Annotated in this window: 17 protein-coding genes and 1 tRNA gene; 5 read left to right on the plus strand and 13 right to left on the minus strand. The window is 71.1% G+C overall.

What is annotated here, in order from left to right:
* The first annotated feature begins 3 nt into the window (after nt 1–3).
* The gene (gene aztC, locus MUN76_RS10595) at nt 4–957 is read left to right on the plus strand and encodes a zinc ABC transporter substrate-binding protein AztC (protein ID WP_244688751.1); all 954 of its coding nucleotides are present in this window, start codon (nt 4–6) and stop codon (nt 955–957) included.
* 91 nt (nt 958–1,048) lie between these two features.
* Nucleotides 1,049–2,263 carry a zinc metallochaperone AztD gene (gene aztD / locus MUN76_RS10600; RefSeq protein WP_244684545.1) on the plus strand — a complete coding sequence of 405 codons (1,215 nt, stop codon included), beginning with the start codon at nt 1,049–1,051 and terminating at the stop codon, nt 2,261–2,263.
* 147 nt (nt 2,264–2,410) lie between these two features.
* Here aztD and MUN76_RS10605 read toward each other — a convergent pair whose 3' ends face one another.
* Entirely contained in the window at nt 2,411–2,983 is a 573-nt protein-coding gene (locus MUN76_RS10605; RefSeq protein ID WP_244684546.1) for a TetR/AcrR family transcriptional regulator, read from the minus strand.
* Nucleotides 2,984–3,079: 96 nt separating this feature from the next.
* On the opposite strand from MUN76_RS10605, the gene MUN76_RS10610 reads away from it, so the two are divergent.
* Entirely contained in the window at nt 3,080–3,472 is a 393-nt protein-coding gene (locus MUN76_RS10610; protein WP_244684547.1) for a DUF1304 domain-containing protein, read from the plus strand.
* Nucleotides 3,473–3,539: 67 nt separating this feature from the next.
* Nucleotides 3,540–4,568, plus strand: coding sequence for an NADP-dependent oxidoreductase (locus MUN76_RS10615; RefSeq protein ID WP_244684548.1), 1,029 nt, complete (start codon nt 3,540–3,542; stop codon nt 4,566–4,568).
* Between the two features lie 98 nt (nt 4,569–4,666).
* Here the strand turns inward: MUN76_RS10615 and MUN76_RS10620 are convergent, their stop codons facing one another.
* Genes MUN76_RS10620 through phnD form a run of 5 tightly spaced genes read right to left on the minus strand, consistent with a single transcriptional unit; the run spans nt 4,667 to nt 8,859 of the window.
* On the minus strand, nt 4,667–5,431 hold the full coding sequence (locus MUN76_RS10620) for a TetR/AcrR family transcriptional regulator (RefSeq protein WP_244684549.1): 765 nt from the start codon (nt 5,429–5,431) through the stop codon (nt 4,667–4,669).
* Entirely contained in the window at nt 5,428–6,204 is a 777-nt protein-coding gene (locus MUN76_RS10625; protein WP_244684550.1) for a tyrosine-protein phosphatase, read from the minus strand. The genes MUN76_RS10620 and MUN76_RS10625 overlap by 4 nt, the downstream gene beginning before the upstream one ends.
* Nucleotides 6,201–7,043: a phosphonate ABC transporter, permease protein PhnE gene (gene phnE, locus MUN76_RS10630; RefSeq protein ID WP_244684551.1), complete on the minus strand. Its 843-nt coding sequence runs from the start codon at nt 7,041–7,043 to the stop codon at nt 6,201–6,203. The genes MUN76_RS10625 and phnE overlap by 4 nt, the downstream gene beginning before the upstream one ends.
* Nucleotides 7,040–7,948 carry a phosphonate ABC transporter ATP-binding protein gene (locus tag MUN76_RS10635; protein ID WP_244684552.1) on the minus strand — a complete coding sequence of 303 codons (909 nt, stop codon included), beginning with the start codon at nt 7,946–7,948 and terminating at the stop codon, nt 7,040–7,042. Before MUN76_RS10635 ends, phnE begins: the two co-directional genes overlap by 4 nt.
* A complete protein-coding gene (gene phnD / locus MUN76_RS10640) occupies nt 7,945–8,859 on the minus strand; it encodes a phosphate/phosphite/phosphonate ABC transporter substrate-binding protein (protein ID WP_244684553.1) in 915 nt (304 codons plus the stop codon). The genes MUN76_RS10635 and phnD overlap by 4 nt, the downstream gene beginning before the upstream one ends.
* Nucleotides 8,860–9,079: 220 nt before the next feature.
* Here phnD and MUN76_RS10645 point away from each other — a divergent pair.
* Nucleotides 9,080–9,151, plus strand: a tRNA-Met gene (locus tag MUN76_RS10645).
* On the opposite strand, the gene MUN76_RS15640 is transcribed toward MUN76_RS10645, so the two are convergent.
* The 7 genes from MUN76_RS15640 to MUN76_RS10675 all read right to left on the minus strand — a co-directional run bounded on the left by MUN76_RS15640 (nt 9,111) and on the right by MUN76_RS10675 (nt 17,740).
* Nucleotides 9,111–11,153 (minus strand): FAD/NAD(P)-binding protein, encoded by a 2,043-nt coding sequence (locus tag MUN76_RS15640; RefSeq protein WP_429953370.1) that lies wholly within the window; start codon nt 11,151–11,153, stop codon nt 9,111–9,113. The two genes, MUN76_RS10645 and MUN76_RS15640, sit on opposite strands and share 41 nt — an antisense overlap.
* 71 nt (nt 11,154–11,224) lie before the next feature.
* Nucleotides 11,225–12,250 carry an ABC transporter substrate-binding protein gene (locus MUN76_RS10650; RefSeq protein ID WP_244684554.1) on the minus strand — a complete coding sequence of 342 codons (1,026 nt, stop codon included), beginning with the start codon at nt 12,248–12,250 and terminating at the stop codon, nt 11,225–11,227.
* 83 nt (nt 12,251–12,333) lie between these two features.
* Nucleotides 12,334–13,290: an amino acid ABC transporter ATP-binding protein gene (locus MUN76_RS10655; RefSeq protein ID WP_283248096.1), complete on the minus strand. Its 957-nt coding sequence runs from the start codon at nt 13,288–13,290 to the stop codon at nt 12,334–12,336.
* Nucleotides 13,291–13,300: 10 nt separating this feature from the next.
* On the minus strand, nt 13,301–14,341 hold the full coding sequence (locus MUN76_RS10660) for an amino acid ABC transporter permease (RefSeq protein WP_244684556.1): 1,041 nt from the start codon (nt 14,339–14,341) through the stop codon (nt 13,301–13,303).
* Nucleotides 14,338–14,955 (minus strand): GNAT family N-acetyltransferase, encoded by a 618-nt coding sequence (locus MUN76_RS10665; protein WP_244684558.1) that lies wholly within the window; start codon nt 14,953–14,955, stop codon nt 14,338–14,340. Before MUN76_RS10665 ends, MUN76_RS10660 begins: the two co-directional genes overlap by 4 nt.
* A complete protein-coding gene (locus tag MUN76_RS10670) occupies nt 14,952–16,379 on the minus strand; it encodes an NtaA/DmoA family FMN-dependent monooxygenase (RefSeq protein ID WP_244684560.1) in 1,428 nt (475 codons plus the stop codon). Before MUN76_RS10670 ends, MUN76_RS10665 begins: the two co-directional genes overlap by 4 nt.
* A complete protein-coding gene (locus MUN76_RS10675) occupies nt 16,376–17,740 on the minus strand; it encodes an LLM class flavin-dependent oxidoreductase (protein ID WP_244684562.1) in 1,365 nt (454 codons plus the stop codon). Before MUN76_RS10675 ends, MUN76_RS10670 begins: the two co-directional genes overlap by 4 nt.
* Between the last annotated feature and the right edge of the window lie 114 nt (nt 17,741–17,854).

Raw genomic sequence — 17,854 nt, forward strand, 5'->3', positions numbered from 1 at the left:
ACGATGCGCCGGCGACCGATCGGCGCTCGCGCCGCCATCGGAGTCGCGTTCGCGGCCGTGCTGCTCGGGCTCGCGGGCTGCTCCCCGGCCCCCGGCTCCGGTGCGGACAACGCCACCGCACAGCCTCAGGTCGTGGTCACCACGAACATCCTCGGCGACGTGGTCGCGGAGGTGCTCGGCGACCAGGCGGACGTCACCACCCTCATGCGTCCGAACGCGGACCCCCACTCCTTCGAGCTCTCGGCGCGCGAGGCGGCGCTGCTCGACGGCGCCGATCTCGTGGTGTCGAACGGGCTGGGACTCGAGGAGGGGCTGCAGCAGCACCTCGATCGCGCGGCGGCAGCCGATGCACCGATGCTCGTCGCGGGGGACGTCATCGACGTGCTGCCCTACGCCGAGGGCGACGCCGCGGGGGCGCCGGATCCGCACTTCTGGACCGATCCCGCGCGCATGATCGACGTCGTCGACGCGCTGGAGGAGTCCGCCGCGGGGCTTCCCGGGATCGATCCCGCGGCGCTCGCCGCGAGCGCCGACGCCTATCGAGACGAGCTGCTCGCCCTCGACGCCGACATGGGGGAGTCGTTCGCGGCGATCCCGGACGACCGACGCGCGCTCGTCACCAACCACCACGTCTTCGGCTACCTCGCGGAGCGCTTCGACTTCCGACTCATCGGCGCCGTGATCCCGGGCGGCACGACCCTGGCGGCTCCGAGCGCCGCGGACCTGCGCGACCTCAGCGCCGCGATTCGAGAGGCGGGGGTCGAGACGATCTTCGCCGAGTCGTCGCAGCCCGACCGGCTCATGCAGGTGCTCGCGAGCGAGGCCGATCTCGACGTGCAGGTCGTCGAGCTCTTCACGGAGTCGCTCACCGAGCCCGGCGAGGGCGCTGAGACCTACCTCGAGATGATGCGCGCGAACACCGAGCGGATCTCGACGGGTCTCACTCCCGCGGGCTGATCCCGCAGCCCGAACGGCCCGGCTGGGACAGCCCGGCATCCACCCACCCACGTTGTCCACACCCACACCAGAAGAAAGAAGCAACATGCACATGAAACGACGAAGCGCCCACCTGGGTGCGATCGCCGCAGTCGCGGGAATCGCGCTGCTCGCTGCGGGATGCTCCGCCAGCACCGCCGACTCCGCGGGGTCGGTGACGTCCGAGGGCTCCGCGGGCGACACCCACCAGGCCGAGGGACGGGTCGCCGTGTCGGTCGAGGGCGGCATCGCCGTACTCGACGCGACGACCCTCGAGGTGGTCGACGAGTTCTCCACCGAGGAGTTCACCCGGCTCAACCCCGCGGGCGACGGCCGCCACGTGGTGGTGACGACGTCCGAGGGCTTCCAGTTGCTCGACACCGTCGCGCCCGAGCTCACCGAGCTCGTGGTGCCCGCGACCGCCGCGGGCCACGTGGTGCGCCACGCCGGCAACACCGTGCTCTTCGACGACGGCACGGGGGAGACGACGGTGCTGAACACCGCCGAGCTGGCGGAGGCCGACGGCGCGCTGCCCGAGGCGACCACCTACACCGCCGATGCTCCGCACCACGGCGTCTCGATCGTGCTCGAAGACGGCACGCTCGTGACGACGGTCGGCGACGACAGCTCCAGGAGCGGCGCGATCGCGCTCGAGCCCCACGACGACCACTGGCACGAAATCACCTCGAGCGACGCGTGCCCTGGGATCCACGGCGAGGGCACCGCGGCAGACGAGGCCGTCATCTTCGGCTGCGAGAACGGCGCGCTGCTCTACCAGGACGGCGCGTTCGAGAAGTTCGAGGCGCCCGATGAGTTCGGCCGCATGGGGAACGCGTTCGTCTCCGAGACGAGCCCGATCGTGGTCGGCGACTACAAGACCGACCCCGACGCCGAGGGCTACCTGCTGGGCGCCGTCGCGCTTATCGACACCGCGGCGAAGACCTTCGAGGTCGTCGATCTGCCCGAGAACGTGCGGTACACCTTCCGCGACGTCGTGCGCGGCCCGGAGGATCTGGCCTACATCCTGTCGACCGACGGTGCCATCCACGTGCTCGATCCGGCGACGGGTGAGCTCGTCGACGAGTTCCCGGTGATCGACGCGTGGGAAGGTCCGGCCGAGTGGCAGGACGCGCACCCCGCGATCGTGGCGAACGGCGACATCGCCTACGTGACGGAGCCCGCGGCCAACACCGTGCACGCCGTGGACCTCACCACGGGCAAGGTCACGGCCTCCGTGGCGCTCGATCAGGCGCCCAACGAGATCGCGGTGACGCTCGGCGCGCACTAGGGACGCTCCTTCCGGCCGTGTGAGGCCGGGCTTCGGGGGCCACTTCTGTACCGGAATCAGCGATTCTCGTGCAGCAGTGGCCCCCGTAGGCGTGCTGCTCAGTGCTGCTCGGTGCTGTTCCGTGTCGCGCGGGGCGACCGCGCAGGGCTACCGGGCGAAGTCGATCGCGGCGTCGAGATTCTCGAGGGCCGCGGCGGCATCGACGCGGGTGAGCGCGAGGGCCGTGACGACGAGCGCCGTGATGGTGCGGGATCCGCGGTCCGCGCTCGCGCCGTCGAGATCCGGGTGGGTGGCCGTGATCCCGCGCCTGAACGCTTCGCGCAGCTCGCGCTGGTAGTCCGAGATCGCCGCGCGCACGGCGTCGTCCTGTCCGATGCGGGATCCGGCGGCGTTGATGAGCAAGCAGCCGTCCGCCGCGAGCGCGGAGTGCGCCTCCAGCGCCTCTCGCAGTCCCGTCAGGTAGCCGACGAGTGCGGTGGGCGCGACGTCATCGGCCAGCAGTGGGCGCAGCCGGGGGCGCACGACCTCGGAGAGATAGCTCTCGACGCTCGCGTCGAAGAGGCCGCGTTTATTGCCGAACGCGTGGTAGATGCTCGACCGGCTGAGCCCCGTCGCCGCCTCGAGCTCGGGGACGGAGGCGCCCTCGTATCCCTGCGCCCAGAACACGCTGCGCGCGGCGCGGACGGCGGCAGCCGTGTCGAATGCCTGCGGGCGACCCATGCGCCACCCCCTTTCTGTACCAATCATTCTAGTATGCGCTATAGTGAACTGAGTATTCCAGAACAGGGTGTGCAGACACCGGTAAGGACGGGCGACATGTTGATCGCGGCACTGATTCTCGCGGCGCTCGCCGCGCTGCTGCACGTGTACATCTTCGTGATGGAGTCGGTGACGTGGACGAGTCGGAAGACCCGCGCCACCTTCGGGCTGAGCGCGGAGGAGGCCGAGTCGACGCGGGAGATGGCGTTCAACCAGGGCTTCTACAACCTCTTCCTCGCGATCGTCTCCGTCGTGGGCATCGCGCTGGTGCTGTCGGGCCCAGCACTCCTGGGGGCCGGGCTCGCCCTGGTGATCGCGGGGGTCGGATCCATGTTCGCCGCCGCGCTCGTGCTCTTCGTGTCGTCACCCGGCAAACGGGGTGCCGCGCTCAAGCAGGGCACGATCCCCGCGCTCGCGCTGATCCTGCTCGCTATCTCGGCGCTGATCTGAGTCCGGCACCGATCTCGGCCCGGCACGCATCTGCAACCGACACGCAATCAAGGAGATATTGAGTTCAATGACCACCGCCACCAGCACCGCCACCAGCACGCAGATCCACCTCGCCTCCCGGCCGTCCGGCTGGCCGACGCACGATGACTTCCGCGTCGCCACCGTCGAGCTCGCACCGCTGCAGCCGGGTGAGGTGCGGGTCGCCAACGCCTTCATCTCCGTCGACCCCTACGTGCGCGGACGCATGAACGACGTCCGCAGTTATGTCGCCCCCTACGCGCTCGGCGCGCAGATCACGGGCGGCGCGATCGGCCGGGTCGTGGCGTCGACTGCCGAGTCGCTCCCTGTCGGCACCGTGGTGCTGCACCAGCACGGCTGGTCGGACGTGGTGCAGGCGGATGCCTCGACTTTCCGCTCCGTGCCGGAGCGCGAGGGGGTGCCGCTGTCGCTCTCCCTCCACATCCTCGGCATGACCGGGCTCACGGCCTACGTCGGGCTCACACGCATCGCGCAGCTGCGCGAGGGCGACACCGTGTTCATCTCTGGGGCGGCCGGTGCCGTGGGGACGGCGGCCGGGCAGATCGCGCGGCTGCTGGGCGCCAAGCGGGTCATCGGATCGGCTGGCAGCCCCGAAAAGGTGCGCCTGCTGACCGAGAAGTACGGCTTCGACGTCGCGCTGAACTACAAGGACGCCCCGATTCGCGAGCAGCTGGCGGCGGCCGCGCCCGAGGGTGTCGACGTGTATTTCGACAACGTCGGCGGGGACCACCTCGAGGCGGCGCTCGACGTCATGAACGACGGCGGTCGCGTCGCGCTCTGCGGGGCGATCGCCGCGTACAACACCGACGGCCCGGTCCCGGGGCCCGACAACCTCGCGAACATCATCACCCGGGCGCTCACGCTCCGCGGCTTCACCCTCGCCGCGCACCTCGATCTGTCGCCCGAGTTCGGCGCGCGGATGACCGAGTGGTTCGCCGCCGGTGAGATCGCCTACGACGAGACGATCGTCGACGGCATCGAGCACACCGTCGACGCCTTCCTCGACATGATGCGCGGAGCGAACACCGGCAAGATGCTGGTGCGCGTCGGGTCGTAGCTGCCGCCGGATCCCGGCAGCCGCGGAGCTCTCGGGACATGAGGGCCATCCCGGGGGAGTCGCGCCTCATTTGCCCGGACCTCCGCAGGAGGCGCTGGCTAGTGCGCGGTCTCCTGCGCGGGATCCGCGAGCATGCCCCGCCACACCACCTCGAAGGCGGCGTGCAGTCGATCCCGCGTCGAGGCGTCCGTGAGCCGGTCGCCGCGCACCACGATCTGGTAGTACGCCGCCCCGGCGAGGGCGTCGAAGCAGGCGGCCACGTCGAGGTCCGACCGTAGCAGCCCGCGGGCGATCCCGGCCCGGAACGCGTCCTCGATCGGCACCCGCCGCCGAGCCACATGCGAGTTCCAGTAGGCCCGCTGCAGTTCGCGGTCGCCCATCACGAGCCGGATCCGCTGCCGGAACCGCGCCTCGGAGTAGCCCGCGGCCGTCACCGACGGCGCGAGCGAGGCGGGATCCCCCAGGATCCCGGCGAAGATCGCCGCGCGGAGATCGCCGTCGGTCGGGATCTCCGGCGGCACCGTGCGGCCGACGTCGAGCGCCGCGGCGATCAGCGTGGTGAGCGACGGCCAGCGGCGGTAGAGCGCGGCACGGCTGACCCCGCTGCGCGCGATGATCCGCGACACCGTGATCTCTTCTTCCGTGTCGATCACGGCGAGGGTCGCGTCGATGATCTGGCGGTCGAGGTCTTCGTCGCGCGGCCGCCCGGGCCGTCGTGCGGTCGTGGCAGCAGGAGCGGCCGCTGCTCCTGCGTCCGGACCCGCGTGAGCGGCCACGTCCGCGTGAGCGGCCACGTCCGTGTGCGCCGCGGGATCCGCGTGAGCCGCCGGAGCCGCGGGAGCCGCGAGCACCGTCGAGCTCACGCCGCGACCGCCCGCCACCGCAGCCGAGCCACCGTGTCGTCGCTGAGCCCGGCGGCACGCAGTGGTGCCAGCGCGTCGCCGTGGCGCTCCCGCAGCTCAGAGAGGAGCAGGCGCATCGAGCGGTCCATGGCGCCGTCGAGCAGCGCCGAGGTGTCGTACTCCCCGGGATCCACGCCGAGCGCCCGCCACATCGCCCCCATCACCGGCTGCGTGCGCGCCATGATCGCGGGCATGTTGGCTCCGGTGCGGGCGTAGTCGGTGACGATGTCGTCATCCTCCGCTCCCAGCACGAGCAGCAGCATGGCGGCGAGCACCCCGGTGCGATCCCGACCCGCCGCGCAGTGGAACGCGGTCGCGCCGGGCGTGTGGGCGATGATGTTGAGCGCGGACACGAGCTGCGGCGCGGCGGTCTCGACCATCCGCACGTACATCGCGCCCATCGCCTCGTGCCCGAAGCCGCCGCTCGGCACGCGATCGCCCTCCGACATCGTGGCGCCGACGTTCGCGATGAGCGGGAGGTGGTGGTACGCCACCGGGAACTGCGCGAGCGGCCCCCGGCCTGTGGCGGTGACCTCGAGCGGGGAGCGGAGATCGATGATGGCGGTCAGGTTCTCGGCGACAAGGGCGGCCGCGACCTCCTCGGTCACATACGCGAGGTCGTCGGTGCGGATCGCGAGACCGGTCCGCAGGTGGCCCCCGGCGACCGGGATGCCGCCGAGATCGCGCAGGTTGACGGGGGCGCTGAGCTCCAGATCGAGCACGGTGGGGGTCATGTGATTCTCCTTCGGATGAGGGCGCTGCCCTGGTCGATCAGCGTGACGAGCACGATGATGCAGATGATGATGGCGCTCAAGTGGCCGTAGTCGTACATGCGCATGGCGGTGGTGAGCTCGAGGCCGATGCCGCCGGCGCCGACGAGGCCGAGGATCGTCGCACCGCGCACGTTGCCCTCGAAGAGCAGCAGTGTGTAGGAGACGAGCAGGGGTGCGGCCTGGGGCAGTACGCCGTATTGGATCACCTGGCGGCGCGAGGCCCCGACGGCCTCCATCGCCACGATGGGACCGCGATCCACCGACTCCATCGCCTCGGCGAACACCTTGCCGATCGAGCCCAGCGAGCCGAGCGTCATGGCGAGGATGCCGGCGAACGGCCCGAGCCCTACCGCCGAGACGAACATGAGCGCGAACACGAGGTCGGGCACGGACCGGATCACGTTCATGACCCAGCGCGCCGGGTAGTACAGCCACTTCGGTGCGATGTTCGAGGCCGCGGCGAACGCGACGAAGAGCGAGAGCACCGCCCCGAGCGCGGTGCCGACGATCGCCATCTGCAGCGTCTCGAGCAGCAGGGCAAGGATCGTGCCGAGCTTGGAGAAGTCGGGCGGGAACAGGCGCGACACGAACTCGCCCATGTTCACCGCGCCCTCGCCGAGCTTCAGGAAGTCGAAGCCGACGCCGCCGGCCGACCACAGCAGGAGGATGATCGCGACCGGGATCCCGATCAGGAATCGCGTGCGCGGGATCGAGAACGCGCGCTCCATGCGGGCGCGGTCGGCGGGGGCGAGTTCGGGGGTCGGCCGCTGCGTGCGCGGCTCGGGGGTGATGGTGCTCACGCTGCTGCCCCCGTCGCGTGGCCGTGGCCGTCGTGCGCGTCGTCGGCGTAGAGCACGGCGAGATCCGCCGCGTCGAGCTCCGAGGTGCGGGCCGACACGAGCATCTCCCCGTGCCGCAGGCCGACGATGCGGTCGCTGTGGGCGAGGGCGAGTGGCAGCACGTGCAGACTGACGAGCACGGGGATCCCGTCCTCCGCGGCGATCTGCCGCAGGAGTGCGAGGACGGCATCGGCGAGCTTCGGATCGAGCGACGCGACCGGTTCGTCGGCGAGGATCGCCCGCGGCCGCTGCATCAGCGCCCGCGCGATGGCGACGCGCTGCTGCTGCCCGCCGCTCAGCGAGCGCGCCGGCTCGGAGGCCTTGTGCGCGATCCCGACCCGATCGAGCAGGGCGAGGGCGCGACGCCGGTCGGCGCCCGAGAAGCCGCCGACCCAGTTGATCGGCCCGGCGTGGTGCAGGGCGCCGGCGAGCACATTGGTGAGCACACTCATGCGCGGCACGAGGTTGAACTGCTGGAACACCTGCCCGACCTCCGAGCGCAGGGTGCGCAGCTCGCCGCGGCGGAGGTTCGTGACGTCGTGCCCCGCGACCCGCACCGAGCCGCCCGAGATCGGGGCGAAGCCGGTGAGGCTCCGCATGAGCGTCGACTTGCCGGATCCCGAGGCGCCGAGCAGCGCCACCATCTCGCCGGGGAAGAGGTCGAGATCCACGTGGTCGAGCACGGGCTTCGTGTCGTAGGCGACGCGGAGGTCGCGGACGGTGATCAACGGGAGGGCCTGGCGCAGTTCGCCGGTCGAGGGTTCTGAGGTCATGGGGGCCGGGGTCGCGGGTGCTGGGTCCGCGGGTGCTGGGTCCGCGGCGACGAGCGGTGCGGGCACGCTCGGCATGCGGAGCGCGGCGCTCACTCGAGATCCTCGAGCTGCACGCCCGCGACCGCCGCGATGTCGGCGAAGGAGGCGAAGATGCTCGGCTCCGGGGCGATCTCCACCTCGAGGCCGATGAACGAGCTGTAGGCTGCGAGCGCCTCGGCGTTCTCCTCGGAGAACACCTTCGGCAGGGCCTCCTCGAGCTGGCTGCGGGTCTCATCGTCGAGCGACTGCCGCGCGAGCACCGTGCCCATCACGTCCATCGCCGGGCTCTCGCCGATCGCACGCCACTCGCCGTCGGCGAACGGGAACATCGGCTCGCCCATCTCGGTGAGCATGAACGCGGTGCAGGCCGCGTCGACCTGGCCCTGCGCGAGCGCCGCGAAGCTGCCCTCGTGGCCGCCGGCGAAGATCGCCTCGTAGTCCTCGCCCTGGGTGAGTCCCGCCTCTTGCAGCATGTAGACCGGCATGAAGTAGCCCGAGCTCGAAGCCTGGTCGGCGAAGGCGACGGTCTTGCCCCGCAGGTCCTCGACGCTCTGCACGGGGGAGTCGTCCAGCACGACGCAGGTGGAGACCGGCTCCTCGCTGCCCTTCCACGCGAGCAGGGCGTCGACCTCCCCGGTGTTGACGGCGAGCGCCGAGGGGAAGCCGCTCATGATGCCGATGTCGACATGATCGGCGCGGATCGCCTCGACGACGCTCAGGTAGTCGGGCACGTCGGTGACCTCGACCTCGCGACCGGTCTCGGCCTCGAGGAGCTCGACGAGCGCATCGATCGGGTTGACCTGGGTCGGGTCGTCGGAGACGGGCAGGGTGGCGATGGTGATCGGGGCGTCCGATGCCGGGGCGACGTTCGCGCCCGACGCATCCTGCGCGGAGGCCTGGCACCCGGTGAGGGCGAGGGCGGCGATCCCGATCGTGCCCAGTGCGGTGAGGGAGGTGCGGCGCATGGGGAGACCTTTCGAGTTGAGCTGCGGGCGATCCCGATTTCGAGATCAGTTGTATTCAAACTCGGCAAGGTGGCCGGGAATTACGAGACTGCCGTACTGCGAATGGAACGCTCGGTGAACACCGGGTGTCCGGGGTTCGGGTGCCGGATCCGGGCGCCGCAGCCGACACCCGGCGTCATCTTCGAATCATAAGCTCACTGAATGGCTACCATAAAACTATCGCGACGATCCGGATGGTTCCGGTGCTCGGGTCATGACCGGGAAGCAGCGGGTTCGAATCCCGCCGTCGCGTCGATGAGGGCCCCGAACGCGTCGGACTCCTGCGCGAGATCGACACGGGATCGCGCCCGCCACACCTCGGCGAGCACCGCTCGCGCGCAGCGATCGTGCACGCGGAACGGCAGCGAGTTGAGCTGCGGCCGCGTGAACGCGCCACCCGTCGGCAGCGAGGTGAACGGCCCGATCGCGAACTGCGTCGAAGCTCCCGCGAGCCGCCCGTCGAGGGCGACCTCGATCTGACCGGTGCTCCCGGCGAACTCCGTGTCGGACGCCCGCAGTTCGCGCGCGATCCCGCGCGCGACGAGACCCCGGAGGAAGGGGTTGTCGCTCTCGCGAGCCTGCGCCTCGGGCAACCAGGCGTCGATCAGCGTCGTGGCCGCCACGGAACTCTCGGCGACGGTCGAACCCGAACCCGAACCCGCACCCCCGACCCGCGCCCGACCGGTGGCGACGAACCGGCGTCGGTGCTCGTCCGCCTCGACCGTCAGCTCGCCGCCGAGGAAACGCACGACCCCCGCGTCGGCCAGGGCGAGCAGTTCCTCGAGACGGTGCCCGGGAGGGCCGCTCGCCAGGTAGCTGAAGGTGCGGTGCCAGCGCCCGGGCAGCGACTCGGTGCGGCTGCGCGCGTTCCACCGCGCGAGGGGGACCTCGGTGATCGACAGATAGCTGAACAGCGCGGTCATGAATAACGCCTGCGTTGCGCTGTGCTCCTGCGAGGTGCGCTGGCGGAGATCTTGCGCCACGTGGGCGCGCACTCGATCGTGCACCGGATCGGTCGCGCCCGGATCGGTGGCGTCCGGATCGGCGGCGCCCGGATCGGCGGCGTCAGGATCCGAATCCACCGCGCCCGGTTCAGCCACCGGTTCCGCAACCCCGAGCGGGCGCAGGAACGACGCGAGGTCGAAGCGGTCGTCGGCGTGCGGCACGTGGGCCTCGATCAGTGCCAGGAGCTCGTCCGAGTCGGCCCCGCCCGGCGCGGCCAGAATCCCGCGCAGCGCGGAGGCGAACGATGCCCAGGTGCCACGCACCTGCTCGGGGTGCCCGGTGAAGAGCTCGCGGTAATACCCCGTGAGCAGCTCCGCCGAAAGCAGCGGCCACACGTCGGCGTCGAAGTCGAGCGGCGCGGTGCGCGCGGAGAGGCCGCGGTGGAAGGGCTCACCGAGGTACTCGAGCGTCTGCGGTTCGCCCACCGGGTGGCTCGTGATCTTGGAGCGGTACGGCACCCCGCGGCCGGAGCCGAGGTGCAGGATCGGCTCGCGCCCGCTCGGCACGTACGTCAGGCCGCCCGTGGCACGGGGCACGAAGCGGCCGCCCCGCCCCTCGGTCAGGAGCACCACGAGGTCGGTCGCGGCGAGACCCATGCCGCGCACGATGACGGGTTCGCCGGGGGCGACCCCGCTGAGGTCGACGTCTGCGGTGAAGGCGGGGGCGATATAGGTGAGATTGTGGCGGCTCGCGACATCCTGCAGGCGGATCGACTCGGCGGTGGGCGCGGATCCCGTGTGCCCGATGGTGTGCAGTACGACGTCGGCGGCGAGGCTCGCCCCGGCGGCCAGGCGGACGAGATGCCCGGGCTCGGCGTCATCGACCCGCAGTGCACGATCCTCGTGCCACGCGACGGTGACGGCGTCGTCGGCGCGACGCACGATCTCCGAATACACCCACGCGAGGTACCCGTTGTTCAGGCGCCGCGTCGGAAAGTCGGAGGGGCCGATGCGGTCGATCTCCGCATCGAGGAGCGCGTCGTGCCAATCGGGTCGCGGGATCGCGCCGTCGCGCACCAGCTCGACCCACTCCGCGAGCGAGGGGCCCGGGGCGACGGGGCCATCAATGGTGCAGGAGTCGTCGGTGAACGCCGTCACGTCGCGCAGCATCGAGTTCAGCTTCAAGAGCGGCGACTGCGCGCGCCGCCAGATCCGGCCGCCGCCGGGTTCGTGGGGATCCACGAGGTCGATCCGCAGCGGTGCACCGGGGCTGTCCCGCCGGTGGTTCGCGACAAGGCGCTCGAGCAGCATGACGCCCGCCGGGCCCGCACCGATGATGACGATGCGGGCCGGGCGGTGATGCGATTCGGAGAGCACCGAGGTCACGGCCTCGGCAGTCCGGGCGGGTTGATGAGCGACTCTTCAACGGCCTCGTCGCTCAGGCCCCAGCGCTCCAGCACCTCGGCGTACTCGCCGCTCTCGATGGTGTGGTTCAGCACGGCGGCCACGGCCTCGATCAGGCCGTTGTCCTTCGCGGTCGTGACGCCGATCTGCGCGTTCGCGGGGAACCCGCCGTTCAGCGTGCCGACGATCTTCGACTCGCCGCTCACCGCAGCGCGGAAGGCCGCGGTCGGGTTCGGCCCGAAGTTCACGTCGACGCGACCCGACGCGAGCGCGAGGTTGGCCGCGGCCTGGTCGTCGAAGTAGATCGGCTCGCCCGGCTCCAGACCGGCCTTCTCGTTCTCGGCGAACCAGTCGAGCAGGATCTTCTCCTGGTTCGTGCCGCTGCCCACGACCACCTTCAGGCCGGCGACGTCCGCGGCCTCGGTGATCGAGGTGATGTCGCTGTCGGCGGCGACCGAGAAGGCCAGCACGTCGTTGCGGTGGATCGCGAAGTCGAACAGGTCCTTCCGCTCCTCGGTCACGGTGACGTTGGAGATCACGGAGTCGTACTTGCCCGACTCGACGCCGAGAGGCCAGTCGGCCCAGGCGACGTTCTCGGCGTCCAGTTCGAGACCCAGGCCGTCGGCGACGAGCTGCGCGATGTCGGGCTCGACCCCGAGCAGCGTCTGGTTGTCGTCCTCGGCGAGGAAGCTGAGCGGCGGCTCGTACGCCGAGCTCGCGACCGTGAACTTGCCGGCCTGGATCGGTTCGAAGCCGCTCTCCTCGAGCAGCGCGACGGCCTCGGGCACCGGGTCGATCCGGATCCGGTCGTCGGCGTTCGCGGAGGTCAGGTCGAACGGCGACTCGGTCGTCTCGGCCTGGCCGCCGGGGACCTCGGCCGCGGCGCCCGTATCGGGTCCGCTGCTGCAGGCGACGAGACCGCCGAGGGCGAGCAGCACTGCGGAGGCGGTGGCGATCCGGCCCGTGAGCGGGAGCGACCGGCGGAGGGAGGGTGGTGCGGACATGGTGGGTTCCTTTGTGTGTGTGGGTGCGGATGATTCGGTGGTCGGTGGGAGAGAGGAGCAGGTGCGGGCGGAGCGGGATCCGGTCACAGCACCTTGTCGAGGAAGTCCCGGGTGCGCTGGTGCCGGGGTGCCCTGAGCACCTGCTCCGGGGGACCCTGCTCGACGATGCGGCCGTGATCGACGAACACGACGTGGTCCGCGATCTCGCTCGCGAACCCGATCTCGTGGGTGACGATGATGAGGGTCGTGCCCGAGTGGGCGAGCTCGCGGATCACCCCGAGCACCTCGCCGACCAGCTCGGGATCGAGGGCGCTCGTCGGTTCGTCGAAGAGCAGCACGTCGGGCTCGAGTGCCAGCGCGCGGGCGATCGCCACGCGCTGCTGCTGCCCGCCGGAGAGCTGGCGCGGGTAGTGGTCGGCGCGATCCGACAGCCCGACCTTCGCGAGGAGTTCGCGGGCTTGAGCAATCGCCGCGGCCTTCTTCGCGCGCTTCAGGCTGAGCGGTGCCTCGATGATGTTCTCGAGCGCGGTGAGGTGCGGGAACAGATTGAAGTTCTGGAACACCATGCCGACGCGGGTCCGGCGCTGCAGCACGCGCTTCTCCGGGAGCTCGTGCAGTTTGCTGCCGCGCCACTCGTAGCCGATGTACTCGCCGTCGATTGTGATCGCCCCCGCGTCGATCGTCTCGAGGTGGTTGATGGTGCGCAGCAGCGTCGACTTGCCGGATCCCGATGGCCCGAGCAGTGTGAGCACCTGGCCGGGAGCGACGGTGAGGGAGATGTCGTGCAGCACCTCGTGGGGGCCGTACGACTTGTGCACGCCGCTGATATCGACGAGGCCGGTGACGTCCGTGGAGGAGGGAGCGTGGCTCGGTGTTGACGCGGATGCTGCGCTCGCCGCCGGATCCGGGTCCGATGCGAGATGCGGAGCGACGGAGTCGACGGAGGCGGCTGCCGCCTCGGTCACGGGAGTCGCGAGCGATTCCACGGTCTCGGCCGGGGCGTCGGCGATGCGCACGGGGGCGGTGATAGTGGTTCTCATGGTGGATTCCCTACTGCTCGTGATCAGAGGTGGACGTGAGTGCGGCGACGCTCGACGGGGGGAGAGGCCGTTGCGCGGCCACCCAGGTGCGGCTCACCCAGGCGCGGGCGCGCTGGATCGGGGTGGGCGGCAGTTCCCGCTCCGCACCACGCGCGAAGTGGCGCTCGATGTAGTACTGCGCGACGCTGAGGATCGTGGTGAAGATCGTGTACCAGGCCGCCGCGACGAGCAGCAGCGGGACGACCTGCTGGTTGCGGTTGTAGATCACCTGCGCCGTGTAGAAGAGTTCCGGCAGGGCGACGATGAACACGACCGAGGTGCCCTTCAGGAGGCCGATGACCTCGTTGAAGGCGTTCGGCAGGATCGCGCGGGCGGCCTGCGGCAGGGTGATCCGGAAGAAGCGGCGGCTGCGCGGGATCCCGAGCGCCTTCGCCGCCTCGATCTGTCCCTGGTCGACCGACAGCAGCCCGCCGCGGATGATCTCGGCCGAGTACGCCGCCTGGTGCAGCGACAGTCCGAGGATCGCGGCGACCGTGGACGAGATGAGGCGCACGGTGTCGAACTCGACGAACCAGAAGTCGTAGGTGAACGGCCAGCCGATCCCGAGCGTCGGGAAGAGGTATCCGAGGTTGTACCAGATGACCAGTTGCACGACGAGCGGCACGGAGCGGAAGAACCAGATGAACGTCCAGGCGAACGAGTTGAGGAGCGGGGATCCGGACATCCGCGCGAGCGCCAGGAGCCCGCCGAGCACAAAGCCGATGACGGCCGACGACACGGTGAGCCACAGCGTCAGCCAGAGGCCGCGGATGATCGCGTCGTTGAAGAAGTACTCGGCGAACACTCCCCAGCGCCACTGCGGGTTGGTGAAGAAGGTCCACACCAGTTGGGCGAGCAGGAAGACGGCGACGGCGCTGAGTCCCCAGCGGAGCCAGTGGCGCAGGGGGACGACCTCGGGGGCGGTGGGGCGCTCGGCGTCACCGGATCCCGGCCCGCCGGCCGCGGGCGTCGTCGGGGCATCGGTGGACGGCGCGGGTGCGGTGGTGGTCATGACGATGCTCCTGAGAGGGTGGGCGGACTCGCGGGGTGCAGGTCCTTCTCGAACGGGTGCGCGCCGATCTCCTCGGCGGGGATCGCGGGGTCGTAGAGCGCGGTGTAGCCGGAGCCGAGGTACAGCGCGACGGCCTCGGGTTGGCGCGGCCCGGTGGTGAGGTACACCCGCTCGTAGCCGAGCACTCGGGCCCGCGCCTCGAGCTCCCGCAGCACGACCTTCGCGAGCCCCTGGCCGCGGTGGTCGCTGCGGGTCCAGATGCGCTTGAACTCGGCCGTGCGCTCGTCGTAGCGCATGAACGCCCCGCCCGAGATCGGAACGCCGTGGTGGAGGAGCACCAGGAACGCACCGCTCGGCGCCGCGAAGGCCTCGACCGGGTAGCGGGTGATCTCGACGATCGCCGGTTCGCCGAAGACCGCCACCCCGTAGCGGGCGTCGTACTCGCGCTCGAGATCCTGCAGGAGCGGCGCGGCGAGCGGATCGCTCGCGAGCAGGTGCACCACCTCGAGCTCCGTGTGGTCGATGCGCGGGGTGGTCGCGTTTGCGGCAGTGGCAGCGGCAGTGGCAGCGGTCGCGTCGGCGGCGCGCGGCGAGTGAGTCTCGAGGGTGCTCATGCGGATGCCCCCTCGCTGCTCGAGACGACCGCGTCGACGAGCTCCACCCCGCTGATCGCACCGAGCCCGGGGGGATCCGGCAACCCGAGCGTCTGCCGCAGGGTCGGATTCGGGATCCCGGCGGATCCGTAGGCCGTGCGGAACACCCCTCGCTCCTGGAGCAGCGGCACGACCCGGTCGACGAACTCGTCGAGGCCGTGGGGCGTGAGGTGCGGAACGAGCACAAACCCGTCGGAGGCCCGCCCCTGCACGTGGCGGTCGAGCTCCGCGGCGACGTGCTCCGGTGTGCCGACGAACGAGTGCGCGGCGGTCTCCGCGACGACCAGCTCCCGCACGCTCAGGTGCTCGGCCGCCGCGCGCGCCCGCAGCTGCTCGGCGCGGGCGATGCGGTCGTCGACCCGGGTCGACACCTGCCCCTGGCGCTGCTCGGTGTCGCCGGGCTGCGTCGTGGGCAATGGCCCATCGGGATCCAGCCCCGGAAGCTCGCGACCCCAAATGGCCTCGACCCACGCGATCGCGGTCTGCGGGCTGGTCTGGGCGAAGCCGATCTCGCGCGAGCGCTCGTGGGCGTCGGCCGCGGAGTCGCCGAGCACGACCGAGGCGCCCGGCAGGATCAGGAGGGAGTCCTCGCTGCGGCCGGCCGCGGGTAGGCGGCCCTTCACGTCGCGGTAGAACTGCTGCCCGTCGGCGAAGCCGGTGTGCCGGGAGAAGATGATCTCGGCGTTCGCGGCCGCGAACCCGCGCCCCGCAGGGGAGTCGCCGGCCTGCACAATGACGGGGTACCGCTGCGGGCTGCGCGGCACGGTGCTCGTCGCGGCGACATCGAACTGCGGGCCGTCGTGGGTGACGCCGCGGACGGCCTCGGGATCGACGAAGCGTCCGCTCGACCGATCCGCCAGCACGGCGTCCGCGCCCCAGGAGTCCCAGAGCTGCTTGGCGAGCCGCACGAACTCCTCCGCGCGCAGGTACCGGTCCGCATACGGCAAGAACCCGCCACGGCGGAAGTTGCCGCCGTGGAACGCGTCGGGGGAGGTAACAACGTTCCACCCGGCGCGGCCGCCCGAGAGGTGGTCGAGCGAGGCGAGCTGCCGCGCGAGCTCGACGGGCTCGTTGAACGTGCTCGACAGCGTGCCGACGACCCCGATGTGGCGGGTGATCGAGGCGATCGCGGTAAGCACGGCGAGGGTCGCGGGGCGCCCCGCGACGTCGAGGTCGTGGATCCGCCCGCCGTGCTCGCGCACCCGCAGGCCCTCGGCGAGGAAGATGTAGTCGAACAGGCCGCGCTCGGCGGTCTCCGCGAAGCGGCGGAACGAATCGAAGTCGATCTGGCTGCCGGCCGATGGGTCGGTCCATACGGTCGTGCTGTTCACGCCGGGGAAGTGGGCGACGAGGTGGATCTGCCGCTTCGGCTCGGGGGTGCTCATGCGGGGGCCTCCGTCGTGGTGGTGGATGGTGCGGGCGTCGTCGCGGATCCCGCGCGGGCTGCGGCGTGGCGGTTCACGGCGACGCCGAGTCCGAAGCGGCCGCGGAGGTCGCGGCTCCCCTCGGGCTGGGGGTCGGCCGCGGGGAGGATCCCGCGCTCCCGCAGCAGGGGGAGGAGCGTCTCGCCGATGGCCGTGAGATCGTTCGGCAGCGAGAGCGGTCGGAGCCGCACGCCGTCGACCCCCGCCCGATGCCACGCGCCGATCAGGTCGGCGGCGTCGGATGCGCCGCCGACGAACACCCGGGTGTCGCTCTCGTACGGGGATCCCGCGAGGGTGTTGAGTCGATCGAGCCGGTCGGCGGCCGATTCCGCCGCGGTGTCGAGCCCGATGACGAGGTCGGCGACGATGCGCAGCGGGGCGAACCCGCGTGCCGCGCGATCCGAGGCCGCTTCGGCCGCCCGCACCGCCGCCACGAGCTCCGCGACGCCGCGGCCGCGCGAGGCGCCGGCGCGCTGCGACACGCTGTCGGGCGTGATGAACATGACGTCCGCGATGTCTGCGGCGAGGGCGTAGATGGGAGCGGCGTGCGCGAGCAGCGTGATCGGCAGCTGCCCCTGCGGTGCGCGCGGCACGATGGACGGGCCCGCGACCGAGAAGCGCTCGCCCGCGAAGTCGATGCGGTGCACGCGATCGCGATCGAGGAAGCGGCCGGTGGCGACGTCGCGGATGATCGCGTCGTCCTCCCAGCTGTCCCACAGCGCCCGGGCGACCTCGCCGACCTCGGCGGCCTCTCCGATGAGCTCGGCGAGACCCGGATCCGGGCGTCCCGCGAGCACCGCGGCGAGGTCGATCTCCGGTGCCGGCTTCCGGCCGAAGGCGGCGGCGTCGACCGCGCCAGGCGAGAACCGGAGCTGCCAGCCGGCGCGACCCTCCGAGACGAAGTCGAGGGTCTGCAGGGCCGTGGCGAGGTGGAAGGGCTCGGTGTGCGTGGTGGTGACGGTCGGGATCACCCCGATGCCGCGGGTGCGGGGGGCGATCCAGCTGGCCACGAGCAGGGCGTCGAGGCGACCCTCGACGATGCCGGGCCGCACGCGCGGCGGGAGCTCCGGGTCGGCGACGCCGAGGGGCCCGGTGAGGTCCGCGCCCTGCACGTGGAGGGAATCCTCGAGCGTGAGGTAGTCGACGCCCGCGGTGTCCGCGGACACCGCGAGTGCCGTCCAATACGCGGCCGTGAAGAGGGCGGCGGGATCGGCGCTCGGCTCGCGCCAGGCGGCCGGATGCCACCCGGCGCCGTCGAGGGCGACGCCGACGGTGAACCGGGGATCGATGCCCCCGGTCGGAGCGGTGTGATGATGAGACATGCCTGGAGCTTATGTTTGCCATAATCAAAGGTGAAAGGTGTGTGACGGAAAATGACTGCGCTGATCCCGACCCCGGTCCATTACGCACTGTGTCGGCGGGGCCTCGGACCCGAG

It is taken from the genome of Leucobacter rhizosphaerae (assembly GCF_022919175.1).
GTDB lineage: Bacteria > Actinomycetota > Actinomycetes > Actinomycetales > Microbacteriaceae > Leucobacter > Leucobacter rhizosphaerae.

Coding starts and splice junctions, on each gene's coding strand:
- MUN76_RS10660 (WP_244684556.1), bottom strand. CDS start 14,341: ATGACCACCACCGCACCCGCGCCGTCCACCGATGCCCCGACGACGCCC.
- MUN76_RS10665 (WP_244684558.1), bottom strand. CDS start 14,955: ATGAGCACCCTCGAGACTCACTCGCCGCGCGCCGCCGACGCGACCGCT.
- MUN76_RS10655 (WP_283248096.1), bottom strand. CDS start 13,290: ATGAGAACCACTATCACCGCCCCCGTGCGCATCGCCGACGCCCCGGCC.
- MUN76_RS10610 (WP_244684547.1), top strand. CDS start 3,080: ATGTTGATCGCGGCACTGATTCTCGCGGCGCTCGCCGCGCTGCTGCAC.
- aztD (WP_244684545.1), top strand. CDS start 1,049: ATGAAACGACGAAGCGCCCACCTGGGTGCGATCGCCGCAGTCGCGGGA.
- MUN76_RS10615 (WP_244684548.1), top strand. CDS start 3,540: ATGACCACCGCCACCAGCACCGCCACCAGCACGCAGATCCACCTCGCC.
- MUN76_RS10650 (WP_244684554.1), bottom strand. CDS start 12,250: ATGTCCGCACCACCCTCCCTCCGCCGGTCGCTCCCGCTCACGGGCCGG.
- phnD (WP_244684553.1), bottom strand. CDS start 8,859: ATGCGCCGCACCTCCCTCACCGCACTGGGCACGATCGGGATCGCCGCC.
- MUN76_RS10670 (WP_244684560.1), bottom strand. CDS start 16,379: ATGAGCACCCCCGAGCCGAAGCGGCAGATCCACCTCGTCGCCCACTTC.
- MUN76_RS10605 (WP_244684546.1), bottom strand. CDS start 2,983: ATGGGTCGCCCGCAGGCATTCGACACGGCTGCCGCCGTCCGCGCCGCG.
- MUN76_RS15640 (WP_429953370.1), bottom strand. CDS start 11,153: ATGCTGCTCGAGCGCCTTGTCGCGAACCACCGGCGGGACAGCCCCGGT.
- MUN76_RS10675 (WP_244684562.1), bottom strand. CDS start 17,740: ATGTCTCATCATCACACCGCTCCGACCGGGGGCATCGATCCCCGGTTC.
- aztC (WP_244688751.1), top strand. CDS start 4: ATGCGCCGGCGACCGATCGGCGCTCGCGCCGCCATCGGAGTCGCGTTC.
- MUN76_RS10625 (WP_244684550.1), bottom strand. CDS start 6,204: ATGACCCCCACCGTGCTCGATCTGGAGCTCAGCGCCCCCGTCAACCTG.